This is a genomic window from Clostridium pacaense, assembly GCF_020709765.2.
GTDB lineage: Bacteria > Bacillota > Clostridia > Lachnospirales > Lachnospiraceae > Enterocloster > Enterocloster hominis.
In genome coordinates this window covers 35,192-52,883 of sequence record NZ_JAJFEB020000027.1, presented here as the reverse complement: position 1 = coordinate 52,883, position 17,692 = coordinate 35,192, and the positions used below count along the sequence as shown (strand labels likewise).

The 17,692-nt window shown below is 53.2% G+C and carries 15 protein-coding genes; 2 read left to right on the top strand and 13 right to left on the bottom strand.

The window, feature by feature from the left end; genetic code table 11:
- Position 1: 1 nt before the first annotated feature.
- From LK536_RS55680 to LK536_RS55645, 8 genes are all read right to left on the bottom strand, one after another.
- Positions 2–589 (bottom strand): AAA family ATPase, encoded by a 588-nt coding sequence (locus LK536_RS55680; RefSeq protein ID WP_025485757.1) that lies wholly within the window; start codon positions 587–589, stop codon positions 2–4.
- 24 nt (positions 590–613) lie between these two features.
- Complete coding sequence (locus tag LK536_RS55675; RefSeq protein ID WP_025485756.1) at positions 614–1,570, bottom strand: ABC transporter permease; 957 nt, start codon at positions 1,568–1,570, stop codon at positions 614–616.
- Positions 1,567–2,613 (bottom strand): ABC transporter permease subunit, encoded by a 1,047-nt coding sequence (locus tag LK536_RS55670; protein ID WP_506092254.1) that lies wholly within the window; start codon positions 2,611–2,613, stop codon positions 1,567–1,569. The genes LK536_RS55675 and LK536_RS55670 overlap by 4 nt, the downstream gene beginning before the upstream one ends.
- A gap of 60 nt (positions 2,614–2,673) precedes the next feature.
- Entirely contained in the window at positions 2,674–4,197 is a 1,524-nt protein-coding gene (locus LK536_RS55665; protein ID WP_008719460.1) for an ABC transporter ATP-binding protein, read from the bottom strand.
- Positions 4,197–4,679 carry a nucleoside 2-deoxyribosyltransferase gene (locus LK536_RS55660; protein WP_025485754.1) on the bottom strand — a complete coding sequence of 161 codons (483 nt, stop codon included), beginning with the start codon at positions 4,677–4,679 and terminating at the stop codon, positions 4,197–4,199. The genes LK536_RS55665 and LK536_RS55660 overlap by 1 nt, the downstream gene beginning before the upstream one ends.
- Positions 4,680–4,713: 34 nt before the next feature.
- Positions 4,714–5,688, bottom strand: coding sequence for a nucleoside hydrolase (locus tag LK536_RS55655; protein WP_008719462.1), 975 nt, complete (start codon positions 5,686–5,688; stop codon positions 4,714–4,716).
- Positions 5,689–5,749: 61 nt separating this feature from the next.
- Positions 5,750–7,240, bottom strand: a complete 1,491-nt coding sequence (locus LK536_RS55650; RefSeq protein WP_227797082.1) for a YjjI family glycine radical enzyme — start codon at positions 7,238–7,240, stop codon at positions 5,750–5,752.
- A gap of 15 nt (positions 7,241–7,255) precedes the next feature.
- Positions 7,256–8,290 carry a LacI family DNA-binding transcriptional regulator gene (locus LK536_RS55645; RefSeq protein ID WP_008719465.1) on the bottom strand — a complete coding sequence of 345 codons (1,035 nt, stop codon included), beginning with the start codon at positions 8,288–8,290 and terminating at the stop codon, positions 7,256–7,258.
- 479 nt (positions 8,291–8,769) lie between these two features.
- Here LK536_RS55645 and LK536_RS55640 point away from each other — a divergent pair, with 479 nt between their 5' ends.
- The gene (locus tag LK536_RS55640; protein WP_227797083.1) at positions 8,770–9,996 is read left to right on the top strand and encodes a M23 family metallopeptidase; all 1,227 of its coding nucleotides are present in this window, start codon (positions 8,770–8,772) and stop codon (positions 9,994–9,996) included.
- 20 nt (positions 9,997–10,016) lie between these two features.
- Here the strand turns inward: LK536_RS55640 and LK536_RS55635 are convergent, their stop codons facing one another.
- Genes LK536_RS55635 through LK536_RS55615 form a run of 5 tightly spaced genes read right to left on the bottom strand, consistent with a single transcriptional unit; the run spans position 10,017 to position 15,426 of the window.
- Entirely contained in the window at positions 10,017–11,465 is a 1,449-nt protein-coding gene (locus LK536_RS55635) for a four-carbon acid sugar kinase family protein (RefSeq protein WP_227797085.1), read from the bottom strand.
- Between the two features lie 14 nt (positions 11,466–11,479).
- Positions 11,480–12,979 carry a tripartite tricarboxylate transporter permease gene (locus LK536_RS55630; RefSeq protein ID WP_227797087.1) on the bottom strand — a complete coding sequence of 500 codons (1,500 nt, stop codon included), beginning with the start codon at positions 12,977–12,979 and terminating at the stop codon, positions 11,480–11,482.
- A 10-nt stretch (positions 12,980–12,989) separates the two neighbouring features.
- Positions 12,990–13,466: a tripartite tricarboxylate transporter TctB family protein gene (locus tag LK536_RS55625; RefSeq protein WP_025485749.1), complete on the bottom strand. Its 477-nt coding sequence runs from the start codon at positions 13,464–13,466 to the stop codon at positions 12,990–12,992.
- Between the two features lie 18 nt (positions 13,467–13,484).
- Positions 13,485–14,588 carry a tripartite tricarboxylate transporter substrate binding protein gene (locus LK536_RS55620; protein ID WP_227797088.1) on the bottom strand — a complete coding sequence of 368 codons (1,104 nt, stop codon included), beginning with the start codon at positions 14,586–14,588 and terminating at the stop codon, positions 13,485–13,487.
- 43 nt (positions 14,589–14,631) lie between these two features.
- Positions 14,632–15,426, bottom strand: coding sequence for an HpcH/HpaI aldolase family protein (locus LK536_RS55615; protein WP_227797090.1), 795 nt, complete (start codon positions 15,424–15,426; stop codon positions 14,632–14,634).
- Positions 15,427–15,720: 294 nt separating this feature from the next.
- Between LK536_RS55615 and LK536_RS55610 the strand changes: the two genes are divergently transcribed.
- A complete protein-coding gene (locus LK536_RS55610; protein WP_506092253.1) occupies positions 15,721–17,637 on the top strand; it encodes a sigma 54-interacting transcriptional regulator in 1,917 nt (638 codons plus the stop codon).
- Positions 17,638–17,692 lie beyond the last annotated feature (55 nt).

The following is a 17,692-nucleotide window of genomic DNA, read 5'->3' as shown; positions in this document are numbered from 1 at the left end:
ATTACTTGTCCTCCTTTTTCTGTTCTGCTTCTTTTTTACACATTTCATAAAGCTTTAAACGGTAGGAATCATCATACTCATCCCAGAGGGGCTGTACCTTGCTGGCCTCATCCAGGAAATAGAAGACATCCCTTCCCATTGCCCTGCCCTTAATGGTATGCATGTCGATTGCATACTCCGGAATCTCAGGAACATATCCTGCCTCAAATTCCCTCATGATGATATTCTTGATATGGTCGGTTGAGCGCTCCTTCTGGCATCTGCACATATAACGGATTGCGTGCATGAAGAAGATGGGCCTGTCGCCGTCCATATATGCATACTCCTTGTGAAGGTCGTACATGGTCTTTACGAATACAGGGGCCTGGGTGTCACCGAAGCCCACATCCTCCACGGAGATTACCAGCAGACGGTTCCACATCTTCTCCTCATGGAATGTGGATGTGATATAAAGCTCATATGCCATGCGCAGGGCCGTGTCCTCCTCTGCCCTTCTGATGCATTTTTGCATTGCCGAGATAACCAGGTCTGCCTCCAGACCATTTTTTGTTCTTGTGTTTGACCACGGATCATAATATTCCTGTGCCATTTTCATTGTCCTCCTTGTTATTTATCATGCGGCCTGTTGAGAGTGTAACTGTTCCAGGCTTGCAAGCTTCTCTTTTCTGCGCGCCACCATCTTCCTGATGGACTGGATGATTACCAGCACAACAATGATGAACAGGTATGGGAACGCTTCTATCAGTTTCAGGTCTATCTTACTGTAAAGCTGTAAGTACACGGTAATGGTATCGGAAAATCCATAGAGCAGGGAACTTAAGCAGCCCACGATGGGATTGCCCTGGCTCATTGCGTCCATTGCAAGGGACATATATCCCCTTCCCGCCACCATTCCGGTTGTAAATGATTTAAGGGCGCCCATGGAAAGGTACATGCCGCCAAATGCGCAGGATACGCCGCAGATGGCAAGGGCTGCGAACTGGTGCTTTAACACGCTCAGTCCCGCGGCCTTGGCAGCCGCCGGGTTCTCACCCACGGCCCTGATGTTGATGCCCAGCTTTGTCTTATAGAGCATCCACGCCGTCACTGCCACAATGGCCCATGCTATGTAGGTCACCAGGTTCTGCCCGGAGAATATGGTTCCCAGAACCGGGATGTCCTTAAGCACCGGGATATTCACAACCGGGAAGGTAAGGCTTTTCAGCGCGCTGGAATTTGCCTTGCTTCCGGTCAGCATGACCAGCACGAATACGGTCCCTCCGGTTGCTATCAGGTTCACCGCAACACCGCAGGCGTTCATGGCACCTTTCATGACCAGGGCAAAATACCCGAATATGAAGGAAATGATCACGCCCATGGCCACGGCCGTCAGGCAGCCGATCCACAGGTTCTGCGTAAACGCGCTGGCAATGACGCCGGTGAGCGCGCAGATCAGCATGGTTCCCTCGATTGCCAGGTTGAATATGCCTGACTTTGTCATCATATTGGCTGCAAGAGTTGCAAGCATAACCGGTGTTGTACTTGCCAGCACTGTTTTCCAGAATGTCGGTGATAAAAAGAACTCCATCATGCCGCTGCACCTCCTTCTTCTGCTTCTGCCTGTCTAAGGGACATTTTCTGGTCGTGCCGCTTCTTTATAAAGTACAGGAACCGCTGGGATGCAACCAGAAGGATGATGATTCCCTGTAAGAAGGTTACAATCTCAGGGTCAAGGTCCGTGGACCTGGACATGATTTCAGCGCCAACCCTCAGGTACGCAATGAAAAACGCGGTCAGGGGTATGAAGGTGGGGTTGCCGTTGGCAAGCATGTAAATCAGAAGTCCGTCCCACACATAGGCGGTCTGGGACTGCCACTGGAAACGTTTATAGACACCTACAATCTCAATGGCCCCGCCCATTCCTGCAATGGCCCCGCCGATAAACTGCGCCATCAGGATGACAAAACCAGTCTTGATGCCGGAAGCCTTTGCAAACGCAGGATTGCTTCCCGTCACACGCACCTTATATCCAAAGGAGGTCTTGTTCATCAGGAAGATGACGAACAGCGTCACCACGATGACAATGACAAAACCATAGTGGAGGGTGGTGCCCTTAATCATGGTTCCCAGCTTTGCATGGTCCGGGAACTTATAGCTTCCCCAGCTTCCGCTCTTCTCAAGGAAAAAGGAACTGATGATGGAAAGCCCGAAATAGTAGAAGATGGAATTGGCCATGATGGCCAGCACCACCGGGTTTACCTTGGTATACTTGTTCACAATGACAGGAAGCATGGAAATCACGCCGCCCACCACGGCTGCCGCCAGGATCAGGGCCAGCTGGTGCAGGCCGTTTGGAAGGGGGCAGGCAATGGCGATTGCACTGGCAACAACAGCTCCCATGTAAAAGGATGCGTCAGAGCTGATGTTGAAGATACCGCTTTTTAAGCACAGGGTCAGGCCAAGTCCGGTAAACACCAGGGGGATTGCCCGCACCACAACGTTGAAGAAGCTCCTCTTTGTCTCCAATGGTCCCAGCATCAGCTTCTGGATGGCAAGACCCGGTGTCTGGCTCACAAAGAAGATGATGGTAAATACAATGAGGATGGACAGCAGCAGGGCTGCGCCGATTCTCATGACACTGAAATAATCCATTATGTCAAATCGTTTTTTATTTGATTTTATTTTCTCCATGATTTATCCCAACCCCTCCTGCTTTTTGAGGCCAAGCATGTAGAGCCCAAGCTCCTGCTCGGTTACCTTTGGCGCGTTGCTAAGGGCACCCACCACCTTTCCCTTATGCATGACAAGAATCCGGTCACTCAGGGAAATCAGCTCATTCAGATCTGCTGACGATAAAAGGATGGCCTTGTTGTGGCTGCGCATTTCCAGAATCTTTGAATGGATGAAGGAGATGGCCCCCACATCCACGCCGCGGGTGGGCTGGTTCAGCACCAGCAGGTCGCTGGGCGCCTTAAACTCCCTTGCCACAATGGCCTTCTGGATATTTCCGCCTGACAGGCTTCCGATGGACTGGTTTTCATCCTTTGTCTTGACCATGAACTCCTTGATCTGTTCCTGGCAGTGCTCCTTTACCCGGCCCGCCTGGACCATGCCGAACTTATTGGCAAAGGTGTCGATGTTGGAGACAATCAGGTTTTCCTGAAGGCTCATCTCAGGGGCGCACCCTTCAATCATACGGTCCTCCGGCACATGGGACATGCCATTCTTACGGATATTGGTAACAGATTCGTGGGTTATATCCCTGCCGTTCAGGGATATCTTCCCTTCCAAGGCGCGCATGTTTCCTGTTATGATGGAAATCAGCTCGCTCTGTCCGTTGCCCTCCACGCCTGCGATCCCAACGATTTCCCCTTTGTGCACCTCAAGGCTTACGCCCGAAAGCTTGGGAATCTTGAACTTGTCCACATATACCAGGTTCTCCACCTTTAACACAGGCTCCCCCGGCTTCACATCTTCCTTATCATACTCAAAGGATATCTCCCTGCCCACCATCAGGTTGGATATGTCTTCCTCCGACACATCCCTGGTCAGATATGTACCCTTTGTAACCCCGCCCTTAAGGACCGTGATCCTGTCGCTGATGCGCTTCACCTCATTGAGCTTATGGGATATGAAAATGATGGTCATGCCCCGGCTTTTCAGTTCCAGCAGGCGCTCGAACAGCTCCTCTGTCTCCTGGGGCGTCAGCACGGCGGTGGGTTCATCCAGGATGATCAGCTTGGCGCTGCGGTAAAGGATTTTAAGGATTTCCAGCTTCTGCTTCATCCCCACGCTCATATCCCTGACCCTTCTGGACGCGTCAATCTCAAAATTATACTTCTTTGCCACCTCATCCGTAATCTGGATGTCCCGCTTCTTGTTGGATACAAAGCTGGTCTTATCCAGTCCCAGCATCATGTTCTCCGCCCCTGTCAGGGAATCCACCAGCATGAAGTGCTGATGCACCATGCCGATGCCGTGTTCAATCGCCTCTTTACTGGACTGCAGCTTCAGCTCCTGCCCCTTCATGTAGATATGGCCGGAGGTAATGCTCTCCAGGCCGTAGAGCATTTTCATCAGCGTACTTTTACCTGCCCCGTTCTCGCCTACCAGCGCATGGATCTCACCCTCGTCCACCGTGAAATTCACATTGTGGTTGGCAAGCACGCCGCCTTCATAAATCTTTGTTACGTCCTTTACTTCCAGCAAATGTTCCATCAGTTTCTCCTTTCCGCCTCTTCCCGCTCCCGGATTTCCTTCAGGCAGTGCTCCAGGTCCCCCGGTATCACTGTCATGCTGCAGCCAAGCATCAGGTTCACCGGCAAATCAAAATCCTCCACCGTAAATCCGTCTGCGTCAGCCCTGGCCCCCACCTTCTCAAGCATGGTCCGCCCGTCATCCAGATAGCCATATATCTTTTTCCCAAGGGCATAGGCATACCCGATTTCAAAGCAGGTCCCGCTGTCCGGCTCCATACCCCGGAAGGCATTGAGGTTGGCCACCACATAATCACAGCTGTCCAGGTAATGGATATTCTTAAGGAATATCCGCTCCCCCAGTGTCTTCCCCTCATCAGCAGCAGCCTTTTGGGCCTGCATCTCAAATCCGTATTTACTGCACAGCTCCTGGTACACAAAATACCGTTTTTCTTTCCAGTCCGGATAAAACACATCAAATCCAGCCACATAGATCCGGTCCATACACACTCCTCCCTGGCTATCCCCAAGCCCCGCTTTAATGTTCCCGCAAAAGCGCTTCCACTTTTCCAAAGAATTCCTCTGAAAATGCCTCCACGTCCACAAACAGCGCTGCACTCATCTCATACTTCCTGTCATTGCACCGCAGCACGTTCTCCGTTGTCTTCCCTGCCTGCGGGCCTTCCGTAAAGCACATCATATGCATGGGAATGGTGGTCAGTATCTCCGGATGCACGGCCGCCACGGCCGCCAGCGGGTCATGAAGCCCGCATCCGCCCAGATATGGATGGAACTTCTGGTACGCGCCCAGATAATGCTTCAGGGCCTCGTACAGGAACAGGGCGCTCCTGGTGCCGATGCCGCGCCAGCGTTCGTGGTCCTCAAAGCTGAACAGTGTCTTGCGCGTCACGTCCAGCCCCACCAGCACAACCGGCAGCCTGGAATCCAGCACCTCGGCCGTGGCCGGGATGTCCAGCCTTACATTGGCCTCGCTGAGCGCTTCCGTATACGTTCCGGTATTGCCCGGGGAGGCAATGGCCCCTCCCATCACATAGACAGCCCCAGCCTTCCCTGCTGTGGCACTGTCCTTTCTCAGCACCCTGGCAATGTCGGTAAGGGGACCGCTTGTAACCCAGTACAGCTCCCTGCCGTACCGCTCAATCATACCAAGGATGAAGTCCGTGGCTTCCCCCGGCCTTGCCCCTGCACAGTCCTCAGGGCTGCTTGGTCCCAGCACGCCCCCAAGGCCCTCGCACCCGTGAAAACGGCTTCCTCCGCTGTAATCATTGGGAATGCCGCTCAGAGGCGTCTCACTTCCCATGACCACAGGAATATCCTCCCTGCCAAACAGCTTAAGCACCGCCTTGGTATTCCGGTACACATTGCCGATATGCCCCATGCCGTAGGATACGGTTATCCCTACCACCTCGCATTCCTTCTGGGCCAGAAGGTAGGCAATGGCCAACGCGTCGTCGATTCCCGTGTCACAGCTGTATAATATCTTTTTTCCCATGTTAAACCCCCGGTTTCTTAGATGAATTTCCTCTTATGGCATCCGCACAAAACCGGACCAATCAGACCTTCCTCACACTGCGTTCAAATATATGAAGTCCCCTGCTGGCCCCGCTTCCCAGCACGGTGGAATTGCCCAGGCAGGCCGCCCCCGCCTCATACCGTTCCATGTCCGAGCGTTTCACCAGATATCCGGTTACGCGCACAACATCGGAATTGCTGGAATAGAATGAAAAATACCGCATCCCCTCATCAAAAGCGCCTCTTATGATATCCAGCACCGCCATGGGGTTCTTCCTTGCAGTTTCCTCAAATGGAAACAGCTCGCCGATTCCCGCCGCAAAATGCTTCTGGGTCCTGGCGGTAAACATAAGCTGCTTTGGCAGCGGCGGCTCCTCCCCCACCGGTATCCTGGTGTTGGGGGTCACCCCGGTATCCGTGGAAATCCCCACCTGGCCGTGCATTGCAAAACTGCCGTATCTGGGCTTGTAGGAAGCCACCTGGTCATGGATCCGGTCCAGGACCATAAGCGCGAAGTCCTCTGCCTCCTTGCCGTGGCCATAGCGCTCTTCAGGCTTCTGGAGCCTTAACACCGTATTCACGCACTCAGCCAGCCCCACCAGCCCGAACATGCCCACGAACTTATCTTTATGGATCAGCCCTTCATCACTGAGGAACGTATTCTCAAGGAACCGCGCCTCCTCAAATATATATGTATCCCGTTTGTCCATCTGCTCACACTGGGCGGCCACTGCTGCCGGCAGCATTTCATTAAGGAAATGCTCCCTGCCCTCCGCCGCCTCCCCAAGGGCCCTCATGTCCAGCCTTCCAAGGGTCAGGCCGCCCCCGCCGATGGGAAGGGCGTTATAGCAGCTCACAATGGCATAATCCGGTCCCCAGTCAGCCGTATACATGGCATCGTTGACAAAACTGGGTTTTGCGGTGATAAGTCCTGTCTCAATGGCCATGCAGGCAAAGTCATCCGTGGTATGCCCGTTATAAATCAGGGACATGTTGGGAACCGGACGCTGCATCTGCGCCGACAGCTCCAGTATGATCCTCCCCGCCCTTGTGTCATAAGGACCGATATCCGCATGGCAGAATGAATCGCTGATGGTCCGGTCCACATGGGTCAGGAAAATACGGATGGCATGCCTGGCCTCCTCCTCATCCCTCACAAAAGGCTCCAGCAGCCGGTCGATATGGCCGATGTACACAGGACCCCCGATGACGGAAGGCACATGCCTGTAAAGGATTAAAAGGTTGGACACCGCGTCCCATATGTCCCGGGGCGGGTTAAGCATCAGGAACCTGCTGCCCTGTTTCATGAATTTATCATAGTCGGGAAGCACATACCTTGGACGGTAGGGCGCATTGCCCTCCCCCATGTCAAACACAATGCCCTTGTCCACAAACCACTGGGCCTCCCTGCTAAGGGGCACCGGGTCCGGCGTGTTCTCGGCCGCCTGGGCCAGGGCTGTCAGCCTCTGGGGATATGTAAGCCTTGGATCCGATAATATGCCTTTGATGGTTTCTTCAATTCCCTGCGTCATAAACAAACCTCCTAATTAAAATACAGCCTCCGGGGCGCCCTGCCACTTCTCGCTGCCGCGGATGATCAGCCTGGTCCGCAGCATCACTTCCCTGCGGCGTTTTTTCGTATCCGGCCCCTTCATGCGGTCCGTCAGAAGCCCAAAGGCAATCTCCCCCATTTCCTGCATGGGCCTGTCCATGACGGTGAGCTCATATCCAATGGAATTGAGAAGGGAAATATCATCGAATCCCACCAGCCCCAGATCCTTCCCGGGCAGCAGGTTATGCTCATTCATAAAGCGGATGCAGCCCAGGGTACAGGAACTGCAGGTTGCCAGCACGGCCGTGGGCGGATTGGCAAGCCCCTGGAAGGCTTCACATGCCTGGTATCCGCTTTTTTCATCAAAATCGCCTGGGTAGATATATTCATCCCTTATCTTAAGCCCATGGTCCTTCAGGCACTGGATGTATCCCTCCAGCCTTGTCCTGCCCTTTTTCACCACTTCCGGACAGGTGATGATCCCTATATCCCGGTGCCCTGACTCAATCAGCAGTTCCACACCGTCATACACCACTTTCTTATTATCTATGAGCACGATGTCAAAATCACCGTCCTGGAAATCCCTGTCAATCAGGACCACCGGAATCCCGGATTCCTCTGCATTCCACAGAAGCTCCTCCGTCCGCGCATCCGGTTCAATGACCGGCAGCAGCAGGATTCCCGACACCCGGTGTTCCATGGCCTGGGCCACTGCATTCCGCTCCCTTTCCTTGTCCTCAGAGGTATTGAAGAACAGGATACTGTATCCCTGCATGGCTGCCTGCTCCTCAATGGCATCCAGCACATTGGCAAAAAACGGATTGAGCCTGTTTGACATGATTACGGCAATCATGGAAGTGTCATTGCGCGTCAGGCTCCTGGCCACTGCGTTGGGCCTGTATCCATGCTCTTCGATTACTGCTTCAATCTTTTTGCGGGTCTCATCCTTCACATAGCCTTTGTTGTTAATCACACGCGATACCGTTGCAACCGAAACCCCTGACAGCCTTGCAATATCGGATATTGTCATATCAGCCTCTCCCCCTTCTGTAATAATTCCATCTATATATTAATTCTATCTTTGCAACCGTTCCTGTCATCCGTTTTATGATAGCGTTTACATATGTTACCGTTTACACATTTTCGTTTAAAATCGTCCCCCTCCTGTAATTTTACTGAGTAAAATGGCAGTTATGAGACGTATTTCAATTAATTTGGAGGATTCGGCAACATGCTCCCTCCTATAGGTAACCGCTTACACATTTTCAATCATGATTCTAGCATAGTTTACGGTATTATTCAATAGTAATTATGCATTTTGTATATTTTTTTCTTTTGTCCTCTCTGATTTTTACGTATTTCACAACATCCAGGGTGCATCTGAACTTTCTCCCCTCCCCGCCTCCCCTGTGCCGGGGTATGGGGCCACGGTCATATTCCCGCCCAAACCATCATAAAATTAACATAGAAGCCCTTCATATGGGGCCCCTTGTCAGGAGGCGGTATATCATGAAATTCATCGACATGCTCAGGAAGCATTTACATATCAGTACAAAGACTGTCATCTATGTGGAAATGACAGCCCTCAGCGTGCTGTGTCTCAGCATTTTCCTGTACAGGACAGACCCGGGCCAGGCCGTGATGAGCCAGGCCGCCAGGCTTGCAGGTTATATCAATCCTCTGGAGGACGCTGGGACCCCTGGCCAGGACAGCAAGGAGGAAAAGAAAAAAGAGTATATCAAGTGGGTGGAGTTCCATGTGACCGCAGAAGCCATGAACCAGGCCTTCCGCTACGATGTGGACACCTGCCAGGCAGAAAGGCACCTGAACTGGGTGGACCTTTTAGCTTATCTTGGGGCCAGGTACGGCGGTGACTTCAGCAAATATAAGCCGGAGCACATGAAAGCCGCGGCTGAGAAGCTGAAAACCGGTGAGACCACCATGGAAGAACTGACAAAAGACATGAAATATTACACTTACTACAGGGAAGCTTACGGCGCCGTGTTAGACGGCATGGTAGGCCAGTTCCAGGCTGAAATACCGTCCAGCGAGGCGCCTGCGGCCTATCTTCCCTCGGGTGTGGCCGGAGGCGCTCCCGGCGACCCTGCCACTGTCTGGGTGACCAAATACGGGCTGAAGGCATTTTCCCCCATTGCAAAAGGGTTTCCCTACAGCGACTTTGACGACTTCGGGGTATCCAGAAGCTATGGTTTCAAACGCCAGCACCTGGGCCACGATATGATGGGACAGGTGGGCACCCCTGTCATTGCGGTGGAATCCGGCTACGTGGAAGCCATGGGCTGGAACCAGTACGGCGGCTGGCGGCTGGGCATCCGCAGCTTTGACCATAAACGCTACTACTATTACGCCCATCTGCGGAAGAACTATCCCTATCAGTCAGGCCTTAAGGAAGGGTCCGTGGTCCAGGCCGGGGATGTGGTGGGGTATCTTGGGCGCACCGGATACAGCCGCACCGAGAACACCAACAATATCGATGAGCCCCACCTCCACTTCGGGCTGGAGCTGATATTTGACGAATCCCAGAAAGAGAGCAACAATGAGATATGGGTCAGCTGCTACGAGCTTGTGAAGTTCCTGAACATGAACCGCAGCGAGACAGTAAAAGTGGAGGGCACCAAGGAATGGAAACGTCTTTACCAGACAAAGGATCCCCTGGTACCCGCCACGCCGTCCGAGGCAGCGCCTCCTGCGCCGTCAGCCTCACATGAGGAATAGGCTGCTGAATTCCCGGACACTTAGCCCATAAGTTTTTCCACCACATCCCGCAGCGTAGTATCCCCTCCCACATTCCCCGGGAAAATGATATAAGGGATGCCGGGGAACCTGCTTTCCGGCCCGGTCCGCCACACTGGCACGCCGGGCCCTATCTGCCCCAGGACCCAGGCGCGTTTTACATGAAGCGCCTTTGTGCCCACATCGCTGGATGTAATGCCTCCTTTTGCAACAATAAAACCGGGAGCCGTCCTTAACCGTCCTGCCAGCTGCTGTACCGCCTCCGATATCCTGACCGAACGTTCCAGCGCCTGTTCCGGCGTATCGCCTTTTACGGACAGGAGGCGGCGCCTGGTATATACAGCAACGGTTATCCCCTGGCTGATGTATGCCTCCTCCTGTTTTATGACTGAATTGATTTCTTCTTCCATGGCGGCATCATCCGTCACCTTGTCTGAGTCGAACTCAATCAGCCGGATTCCCGGCACTTCCTTTAAAGCTTCCAATTGTGCCGTGGTTTTCTGTGTGTGGGACCCCACTAGGATCAAACCACCTGCCCCGCTGCATTTTCCCATGACCGCCCTGCCGCTTCCCATGACCTCCCTGCCGGTGAGAAGCCCCCGGTCCTCCACTGCCGCAAATTCCTTCACAAAACCTGCCGCGGTCCGGAACAGGAACCTTTTGCCCCGTCCCATTGCCCGGTACAGCGCAATGCAGAACACCTTAAGGTCCAGGGGGGTCAGCGCATTCACCACTACCTTCCCAAATCCCGCCACCGACATCAGCTGCTGTTCCACCCCGTCCAAATCCATGGCCCTCAGCTGTCCGGTGGATATGCACGCCACATTTTCCTTTTTGTATGTCCCCTTGGTTTTTTCTTCAATATATTCCCTTAAATCCGAGGACCGGTAGCCAAAGGTCTTGTCCTTTGCGAATTCCGTCATGGCTGCCGGGATGAGCCGGTTCCCTTCTTTCACATAATGCACATTCCCGTATGTGTACCTGCCGCCCTCACTGAAAAAGGGACAGATTATCTCCCCGTGGATTTCCTCCCCGGTGCAGGCTTCCAGCGTTTCCTTAAGCACCTGGGTTTCCAGGGGATAATGTCCTCTGAGGGTGGAGTCCCCCCTACTGACCACCACGAATCCGGTTCCCAGTTCCTGGCTTACCGACGCCAGTCCCTGCCCGATTTCCCGGTGTACCTGCCGGGTCCGGTCCTCGCTGAAGCTTCTGGAATTAGTCAGAAGGAAGAACATCTTCCCCTGTTCCAGGAATCCCCGGCGGATGCTCTCACGGCTCCAGTCCGTATACACAGGAACATCATGTACGGTCTGCACGCCCGTGGGGTCGTCATCCAAAACCACGATCTTATGTCTGTCCTTCCCTGCCTCCTCCTTTAATAAAAGCCGGATGGCCTGTGAATCCAGGCCATCCTTCCAGGGTAAATCATCATAGTATAACTGCTTATCCATATCCGTCTCCTCCTCTATGGGGCCGTCACCCCACGTCTTTTTTTCCTGTCCTTCAGCTCGCTTCGCACAGACAGCACCACCATGACCGCTGTCAGGATGAAGAACACCAGGGCAATGGGGGATGACAGGATGGGAAGGAAACTGCCCTCGGTGCGCATCAGGGAACGTCTTACATTTTCCTCCAGAAGGGGCGCCAGGATGAATCCCACCACCATGGGCGCCAACGGGTATTCCCAGCGCTTAAGGATATACCCCACCAGCCCGAATATGACCATGACCAGTATATCAAAAATACGGTTGTTGGCTGAAAATGAACCCACAAAACAACAGGCAATCACCACAGGCAGCAGATAGGAGCCTGGAATGCTTAAGACCTTGGAAAACAACGGAAGCCCCAGAAGCTCGGATACCATCATCACCAGGTTGGCGATGATAAATGCCGCAAACAGCGCATAGACCAGGGCTGCGCTTGTTTTAAACAGCAGCGGGCCGGGGGTGATGCTGTGGATCTGGAATCCGGCCAGCACCATGGAGGTGGCATTATCCCCAGGGATGCCCAGGGTCAGAAGGACAATCAGGGCGCCTCCGATGGTGGCATTGTTGGCTGTCTCCGATGCCACGATGCCGTCCATTATCCCGGTTCCGAACTTTTCCGGATATTTGGAACGTTTTTTACAGAACGCATACGCCAGGAGGTTGGAGGCATTCCCACCGATCCCGGGAAGTATCCCCACTGCCAGGCCTATGAACGCCGCGGGGATGGCATTTCTCAGCTGATATACAAATTCCTTGAAGCTTAACCCAACCCCCTTGACCTTGGCGGACGGCGCCCTCTGTATGGCCGTGGGGCCTTTGGCGGCGGTATCGATTATCTGGGATACCGCAAAGGTGCCGATGAGCAGCGGAACCAGGTTGAATCCCGCAGCCAGGCTGGATATACCGCCCGTGTACCTGGTATAGGAACTAAGGCGGTCAATACCCACAAAGGAAAACCCGATGCCAAGGAGGCAGGACAGGAGTCCCTTATTGATATTGCCTGCTGAAAGTCCGGACACCGTGGTAAGCGCAAACAATATTACGGCAAAATACTCATACGGCCCAAACTTCAGCGCCACCCCCGCAATGGCCGGTCCCAGATAAGTCAGGACCAGGGCGCTGAATATGCCGCCCACAAATGAGAAAACAATGGCGGTCCCCAAAGCCTTGCCAGCTTCCCCCCTTTGGGCCATGGGATAGCCGTCAAAGCAGGTGGCGATGGAGGACGGGGTTCCGGGAATCCCCAGGAGGATTGCTGAAATCAGCCCTCCTGAGAGACCGCCCACATAGATAGCAATCAAAAACGCAATGCCGTTAACCGGTTCCATGCCAAATGTAATCGGCAGGAACAATGCCAGCGCCGTAAATGCCGATAAGCCCGGTATGGCGCCAAAGACAATCCCGGCAACCACGCCTCCGATGATAAGAAACAGGGTCACAGGATGGAGCACTGCCATAAATCCTTCAATTAGCTGCATGATTTCCTCCTTATCCTAATAATCCAGTGGGAAGGAAAATGCTGAATGCGCGGTAAAACAGCTCATAGATAAATATGGGTGTCACAACCGACACAACCGCCGTTATCACGATTCCCTTCCTGGACTTCAAACGTTTTTCAGGCAGAAGCAGCAGGATCTGAGCCATAAGATAGAGGGCCGTCATGATGATGAATCCCACGGTCTGCACCAGCAGGGCATAGGCAAAAAGGATTGCAATGGTAGCTGCCGCCCTTGCATTAAATCCCCCCGTTCCCTCATCCCCTTGTTCCTTCTTCTCCTTTTTCAGGCCCCCCGCCACCTGCACCACGGCCAGCAGCCCCATGATGACAGCCACGGTCCTCGGGAAAAACTGCGGACCCATGGCGTCATTGGTGGTAACAACAATGGCATAGGAACCTGCATACAAAGCAACTGCAATGAGAAAAAATATCACGCCTGATAGTATTTCCTTTTTGTTATGTGACATTTTGCCTCCTTCCCAAGCCTATTTGCTGCTGGTTGCCAGGAACTCATCCTTATACGGCACCAGTGTTTCCTCATAGAATCTGTCAGCGTACTCCTGGGCTTCCTTCTTCGCAATATATTTGACAGTCAGGTAATTCTCTTCCATCGTCTTTACGAATTCCTGGTCCTCAGTTACCTGCTTCAGGGCATCTGACAGGATATCCACGATTTCGTCCGGGGTATCCGGGTGCACGCCCAGCCAGAACCATTTGCTGCAGTCAATGTCCTTCAAACCATACTCAGAAGGCAGGGGCACATCCGCAAGCAGTTCATTCTTTTCACTCCCCAGCAGGCAGAGCGCCTGGAATTCCCCTGTTGCAAAATAATCCTTTGCCAGCGCATATGCCAGGACCGCCGTATCTGTCTGCTGTCCTAAAAGCGCCGTCATCTTGGCGGCATTGTTTCCGATGTCCATGGGTTTGAACCTGGCGTCCCACTCCGTGTTCATGGCAATGCCGTAAACCTGGTTTGCCGCGCCGATCTTCATGCCATACTCAATGGTGCCCGGGGCTGCCTGGGTGCGCTCCACCACGTCCTTAATGTTCTCATATCCCGAGGCCTTATTGGCTACCAGTACCGTTGTATTATCAAACAGCGGGATTCCCACGGTCTTAAAGCTGTCAATCACAATATCCGTTGTTCCCATCATGTTAGGGATATACGCATCCAGTCCGTTGATGACCATGGTATACCCATCCGGCTCCCCGTCCAGGACCTGCTGCATGCCAAGGATGGTCGCCCCGCCCTCCACATTGGTCACCACCACATTTACTCCCAGGTATTTTGAGAGGTACTGTGCAATGACGCGCGTATTATAATCCGTATCCCCTCCCGCCTTAACAGGGCATATGATCTGAATGGGCTTTTTAGGGAAATCCGCCTTAGCCGCAGCTTCCCCTTCCTCTTTTGCACTTCCAGGCCCCTTCGCCTCCTTGTCTTCACCGGCAGGATCTGCTGTTGTCCCTGCCGTGGTCCCTGCCGCTGTCTCTGCGGGTTTTGTCTCCGCAGGCTTGCTCCCTGCGCACCCTGCCATGGATATTGCCATGACTGCTGCCAATGTGACTGCCATGATATTTTTCTTCATACTCTCAATCTCCTTCTCCTTGTGTTTTATTATCAGTGCCTGTTTACCGCTGTGGATACGTTTCCCTGAACCGGTCCACCTGTTCCAGTGCCATCTTCCCCAGCGTGGTGGTATCAGACATCATGACCACCATGCTGTATCCTTTTTCATACAATCCCCTGGCCTGTTCAAAACTCCCCGCCACCGTTGCAAGGAATTTATCGGAGTTCAGCACAACCTCCTCCACCCTGCGGATGGCCTCCTGCACCTCCGTGTCCCCGGGATTGCAGAAATGTCCAAAGGAGGTGGCCAGATCCATGGGTCCAATGAAGATACCGTCCAGCCCATTGGTGCCCACGATCTCCTCAATGTGGTCCACCGCTGTTTTGGTTTCCACGGCCACAAGCACATCCAGTTCTTCATTGGCATAATCCAGATAATCCCTCTGGTTCATGCCATACCCCCCTGCCCTTGGACTGGGGGCAATGCCCCTGATCCCCTCCAGGGGATACTTGCATGCGCTCACCGCCCTTGCCGCCTCCTCAGCATTGTTTACATAGGGAACCAGTATACCGCTTACGCCTGCATCCAATATCCGCTTAATCGTCACAAAGTCATTCCACGGCGCCCTCACAAAGGGTACTGCCTCATAATGGGAAATAGCCTGCATCTGGCTTATCAGGTTCATTATGTCCCCTGGCCCGTGTTCCATGTCCACCATCAATATGTCAAATCCGGCTTTTGCCATGATTTCGGCAGTAATGGGACTGGCTGCCTGAAGCCATGCGGCTGACAGCTTCTTTTTCTCCGCCAGCAGGCGTTTGGCCCTGTTGCGGAAAGCTTCTCCTCTTCTCAGCATTTTCATCATCCTCCTGATTCATATCAGCCAGATACAGCCACTGATATCTGACCTGGCATCTGTCCTTATATAGAGCAAGTTCCGTGCCAATCTCTGAGACGCACCAAAAATCCTCCTTTTTTATATAACCTATACAAAAAATACTCATAGTTTTTGGCACTAATCCCATATCTTATCCTCCCTCCCCCTTCATCCTTTCTCAGTGTATATTTCATAATGTTGCAACTTTTTGTCTTATATGAAATATATTGTTTTATTCTTCCGTTAGATGTGATATCATTATAAAAACGATATATGGAAGCAGAACCGCTTTCCGGAAAGGAACAGGAAATCATGGTAAAGATAGCCCTTGTGGTGCCCTGTGAAAACTTCATAGCAGATGCCGCACAGATATTGAGCCAGCACAACCAGTTCCATGGACAGGAAGATTCCGAAACCTATGTCATGGACGAAATCATCATGAACAACTCCGATACCGGACACGTGCAGATAGACGCCGATATCATCCTCACCCGCGGCCTCCTGGCCCAGATACTGGCCAATCTCCCGGGCGACATCCCTGTGGTCCGGATCTCGGTCCCCACTGCGGATATCCTTCGGACCATCCGCAACTGCACACAGCGCTACGGACAGAAACAGATTGGGATCATTGCGGCAGGAAACATGCTGGCAGGCATCACGGGCTTATCCGACCTGTGTGACGCCCCCATCAAAACATACCTTCTCTCCCCCAACTGGAACAACGAGGCCCTGGTGGACCAGGCAGTCCGCGAAGGATGCGAGGTCATCATCGGGGGGCTGAACACCTGCCGTTACGCACAGATGATACATATCCCCAACATGCTTATCGAAACCAGCAAGGAAGCATTCTGGGACGCCCTGTCTTCTGCCAAGCGCGCCCTGCTCATCTTCCGCAAGGAACAGGAGAAATCCATGCGCCTTCAGACCATACTGGATATCTCCCATGACGGCATCATCTTCATCGACCCTTCCAGGCGCGTTACCACGGTCAATAAAAAAGCCCAGTCCATCTTCGGCCTGGACAACAGCTGTATCGGGAAACGGATCATTGATTTTCCATTTCCCCTTGAGCTGAAAAACATATTATCCGACAACAGCGAATACACCAATAAACTCCTCCAGCATAACCGCACCCTGCTGAGCATCAGCAAGACCTTTGTAAGGACCCAGGCATTCTTATCCGGTTCCATTGTAAACATCCAGCTGGTCAATGAAATCCAGTCCCTGGAAGGCGATATACGCAAACAGATCTATGACAAAGGCCTTGTTGCGAAGCTGACCTTTGACGATATGGTGGGTACGGCCCCCGCAATGGCATCCGTCATCCGCACTGCCAGGAAATACAGCCAGACAAACTCCAACATACTCCTTATAGGGGAAAGCGGAACCGGAAAAGAAGTGCTGGCCCAAAGCATCCATAATGCCAGCAGCCGCAGCCTCTGTCCCTTTGTGGCGGTAAACTGCGCGGCAATCCCGGACACGCTGCTTGAAAGCGAACTGTTCGGCTATGTCACGGGAGCCTTTACCGGGGCGCGTAAAAACGGAAAAGCCGGGTTGTTTGAACTGGCCCACACAGGCACCATCTTCCTGGATGAAATCGGGGAAATCCCCCTGCCGCTCCAGGCCAAGCTCCTGAGGGTGCTCCAGGAACGCGAGATCATGCGGGTCGGGGGCGATTCCGTCATCCATGTGGATATCCGCATCATTGCAGCCACCAATAAGAACCTGGAAAGCCTGGTCCGCAGCAACCAGTTCCGGGAAGACCTGTTCTACCGCCTGGATGTGCTCAGGATAAACATACCGCCCCTGAACCAGCACAGGGAGGACATCCCTCTCCTGATCTCCAGATACATGAACAGGAACTTCCCCGGCATCACGACGGGGCCGGAAGTCATCCAGTTCCTGTGCCGGGCCGACTGGACCGGCAATATACGCCATTTATTCAATATCTGTGAACGCATGGCCGTCTTAAGCAGCAACGGCCATATTGATATTGAATGCGCCAGGCTGGCTTTCCCTGAATGCCATCCCTCCCAGACCGCTTCCGTTCCCGCCGCCTCCACAGAAGACAGCCAGATCATGGAAGCCCTGTCCTCCTGCCGCTTCAACAAGGGACAGGCCGCTGCCATGCTGGGCATGAGCCGCTCCACCCTTTGGAGGAAGATGAAGGAGTACCACATAGAGGGTTGATCCTGATAATATAAAAGACGGGTAGCGGATGAATGCATCAAAACATCCGTCCGCT

Coding starts and splice junctions, on each gene's coding strand:
- LK536_RS55635 (WP_227797085.1), bottom strand. CDS start 11,465: ATGGATAAGCAGTTATACTATGATGATTTACCCTGGAAGGATGGCCTG.
- LK536_RS55680 (WP_025485757.1), bottom strand. CDS start 589: ATGGCACAGGAATATTATGATCCGTGGTCAAACACAAGAACAAAAAAT.
- LK536_RS55630 (WP_227797087.1), bottom strand. CDS start 12,979: ATGCAGCTAATTGAAGGATTTATGGCAGTGCTCCATCCTGTGACCCTG.
- LK536_RS55645 (WP_008719465.1), bottom strand. CDS start 8,290: ATGACAATATCCGATATTGCAAGGCTGTCAGGGGTTTCGGTTGCAACG.
- LK536_RS55625 (WP_025485749.1), bottom strand. CDS start 13,466: ATGTCACATAACAAAAAGGAAATACTATCAGGCGTGATATTTTTTCTC.
- LK536_RS55620 (WP_227797088.1), bottom strand. CDS start 14,588: ATGAAGAAAAATATCATGGCAGTCACATTGGCAGCAGTCATGGCAATA.
- LK536_RS55610 (WP_506092253.1), top strand. CDS start 15,721: ATGGAAGCAGAACCGCTTTCCGGAAAGGAACAGGAAATCATGGTAAAG.
- LK536_RS55650 (WP_227797082.1), bottom strand. CDS start 7,240: ATGACGCAGGGAATTGAAGAAACCATCAAAGGCATATTATCGGATCCA.
- LK536_RS55640 (WP_227797083.1), top strand. CDS start 8,770: ATGAAATTCATCGACATGCTCAGGAAGCATTTACATATCAGTACAAAG.
- LK536_RS55675 (WP_025485756.1), bottom strand. CDS start 1,570: ATGATGGAGTTCTTTTTATCACCGACATTCTGGAAAACAGTGCTGGCA.
- LK536_RS55660 (WP_025485754.1), bottom strand. CDS start 4,679: ATGGACCGGATCTATGTGGCTGGATTTGATGTGTTTTATCCGGACTGG.
- LK536_RS55665 (WP_008719460.1), bottom strand. CDS start 4,197: ATGGAACATTTGCTGGAAGTAAAGGACGTAACAAAGATTTATGAAGGC.
- LK536_RS55615 (WP_227797090.1), bottom strand. CDS start 15,426: ATGCTGAGAAGAGGAGAAGCTTTCCGCAACAGGGCCAAACGCCTGCTG.
- LK536_RS55655 (WP_008719462.1), bottom strand. CDS start 5,688: ATGGGAAAAAAGATATTATACAGCTGTGACACGGGAATCGACGACGCG.
- LK536_RS55670 (WP_506092254.1), bottom strand. CDS start 2,613: ATGAGAATCGGCGCAGCCCTGCTGCTGTCCATCCTCATTGTATTTACC.